Raw genomic sequence first — 2,832 nt, forward strand, 5'->3', positions numbered from 1 at the left:
CTGACTTTACTTTATGCTTTACACGGACTGAAACGTTTTTATCCAAATCCTTTTGAAATTGAAGCCATCACAGTCGATCTTGGTTTCGAAGGTTTTCATACGGACAAAATAGCTGAATTATGTGCTTCTCTTGATGTGCCTTACACTGTTGTTAAAACCGATATCGGTCAGATCATTTTTGATGAACGCAAAGAAAAGAACCCGTGTTCTCTCTGTGCCAAAATGCGCAAAGGCTCTCTCAATGAAGTTGCCAAAGCTCATGGATGCAATAAGATTGCCTATGGTCATCATCGTGACGACCTGGTAGAAACAATGATGATGTCGCTTATGTTTGAGGGACGATTTTATTGTTATTCTCCTGTGACTTATCTGGACCGTATGGAACTGACGGTGATCCGGCCCCTCTTATTCGTTTACGAATCAGATGTCATCGGTTTTAAAAATAAGTATGATCTGCCGATTTCAAAAAATCCTTGTCCTGCCGACGGGAATACAAAACGTGAATACATGAAAAATCTTTTAAAACAATTGAATATTGAACATCCGGGTGTCATGGACAAGATGTTTCATGCGATTATACACGGAAATATCCCATCCTGGCCGAAAATTGATATACCCGAATTCAAATGATACAGAAATCAGGAGGTTTTCATTAAAATGGAATATTCATATCAGGAACAAAATAATATTGAAAATCAAAAGAAACTGAGAAATCTCCTTCAGGAGCTTCCGTCTTTCACACTGGCATTCTTCCGCGGCATTGAACCACGCACCTCCTCACGTACCCGTCTTGGATACGGCTATGATCTGCGTATTTTTTTTGAATTCCTGCAGGAATACAATCCTGAGATTGGAAAAATGGCGATGCGGGATATTCCTCTGGACACTTTAGACCATATCAAAGCGATGGATATTGAAGAATATCTGGAATATCTGAAACTCTATGAAAGAGACGGTAAAACCTATACCAATACGGAACGGGGAATTGCCCGAAAACTTGCATCATTAAAAACCTTTTATAACTATTTCTTTAAAAAGGAAATGATCGTAACAAATCCGGCCGCTCTTGTGTCTGCTCCGAAACTGCACGATAAGACAATTATTCGTCTGGATATTGATGAAGTTGCAAGGCTTTTAGATAATGTGGAATCCGGAGAACAGCTGACAAATAAACAGATGGCCTATCACGAAAAAACGAAGGTTCGTGATCTTGCTCTTCTAACACTTCTTCTTGGAACCGGTATTCGTGTCTCCGAATGTGTCGGACTGAATATTGATGATATTGATCTGAAAAATAACGGAATCCGTATTATAAGAAAAGGCGGAAACGAAGTCATCGTCTACTTCAGTGATGAAGTCCTTGATGCACTTCTCCCATATCTGGACGAGCGAAAACAGATTCAGGCTGTAGACGGCCATACTTCTGCCCTCTTTCTCTCTATGCAGAAAAAACGTATGTCTGTCCGCTCTGTAGAAAATCTTGTAAAAAAATATGCAAAAACGGTAACGACAATGAAAAATATCACACCGCATAAACTGCGAAGCACTTACGGTACAAATCTCTATAATGAAACCGGCGACATCTATCTCGTCGCTGATGTTCTCGGTCACAAAGACGTCAATACAACAAAAAAACACTATGCCAGCCTTGAAGACAGTCGGCGCCGAATGGCTGCAAAAGCTGTAACACTCAGAGAAAAATTATAACTATCGAATCGGTTTATCGGCATAATATGGCAGGATCAGCATCTGTCCCTCTATTATGCCGGTACTCTCAAGATGATTACTCTCCATAACTTCTTTGATGTAAACATGTGCTGTATCATACTCTTCTGTCATATACTCCTGTGCAATATCCCACAATGTATCTCCCTTCTCCACTACATAGCTTGTAAAATACTTTTTATTATTACTTGCTTCGGGATCATTCGCTTCTGCTTTCGCCACATTCCACGGACATACAAAAACCATCACAAGAACACCAATAATAACCGCAACAAAAAATAATTTCTTCATATGTATCCTCCTCTGCTTTATCTTTTTTCTATAGAGAACATTTGTTTGTATAATTGAATTATATTGAACATTTGTTCTTTTGTCAATGGTCTTTTTATATTTTTGAAAACATTTGTTCGTATTTTGTTTGCATTAGAGAATACAATATGTTATGATACAATTAGCTAAGAAAAAGGAGGTACGAACACCTATGCTTGAAGAATTAACTGAAAAACAACGTCAGATTCTTGAATATATAAAGTCCGAAATCATGTCCAGAGGATATCCGCCGTCAGTGCGTGAGATCTGTACGGCCGTGCAGCTAAAGTCTACTTCTTCCGTACATTCCTATCTCTCCGCCCTTGAGGAGAAAGGATATATACGCCGCGACCCTACGAAACCGAGAGCCATTGAAGTGACAGATGATGCCTTTGCCCTTACACGCCGTGAGATGGCTCAGATACCGATCATCGGAACAATTACTGCGGGAGAACCGATCCTGGCTCAGGAGCATATAGAAGATTACTTCCCAATGCCGGTTGAATATCTTCCGAACGCGGTCGTTTTTATGCTTAAAGTACGCGGTGACAGTATGATCAAAGCCGGCATTTATAACGGCGATCACGTTCTTGTTGAGCAGCGTTCCACAGCGAAAAACGGCGATATCGTTGTTGCCATGCTTGGCGATTCCGCTACAGTAAAAACCTTTTATAAAGAGAACGGACATTACAGACTTCAGCCACAGAATGACACGATGGATCCGATCTACTGTGATAACGTGGAGATCCTCGGAAAAGTCATCGGACTTATTCGTCTGGATATGTAAGATACAAAAAG

4 protein-coding genes are annotated in these 2,832 nt (G+C 40.3%); 3 read left to right on the forward strand and 1 reads right to left on the reverse strand.

Annotated features, from left to right (window positions below; all coding sequences use genetic code 11):
• Positions 1–630: tRNA 2-thiocytidine biosynthesis TtcA family protein (locus tag QZZ35_RS10780; protein WP_291237408.1), on the forward strand; the 630-nt coding region annotated here is incomplete at its 5' end.
• Positions 631–657: 27 nt separating this feature from the next.
• A complete protein-coding gene (locus QZZ35_RS10785) occupies positions 658–1,707 on the forward strand; it encodes a tyrosine-type recombinase/integrase (RefSeq protein ID WP_291237409.1) in 1,050 nt (349 codons plus the stop codon).
• Here the strand turns inward: QZZ35_RS10785 and QZZ35_RS10790 are convergent, their stop codons facing one another.
• Positions 1,708–2,016 (reverse strand): LysM peptidoglycan-binding domain-containing protein, encoded by a 309-nt coding sequence (locus QZZ35_RS10790; protein ID WP_291237410.1) that lies wholly within the window; start codon positions 2,014–2,016, stop codon positions 1,708–1,710. It abuts the gene before it with no gap.
• A gap of 190 nt (positions 2,017–2,206) precedes the next feature.
• On the opposite strand from QZZ35_RS10790, the gene lexA reads away from it, so the two are divergent.
• The gene (lexA, locus tag QZZ35_RS10795; RefSeq protein ID WP_291237411.1) at positions 2,207–2,821 is read left to right on the forward strand and encodes a transcriptional repressor LexA; all 615 of its coding nucleotides are present in this window, start codon (positions 2,207–2,209) and stop codon (positions 2,819–2,821) included.
• The last annotated feature ends 11 nt before the right edge of the window (positions 2,822–2,832 follow it).

Origin of the sequence: Frisingicoccus sp., from assembly GCA_016298055.1 — a bacterium.
GTDB lineage: Bacteria > Bacillota > Clostridia > Lachnospirales > Lachnospiraceae > Frisingicoccus.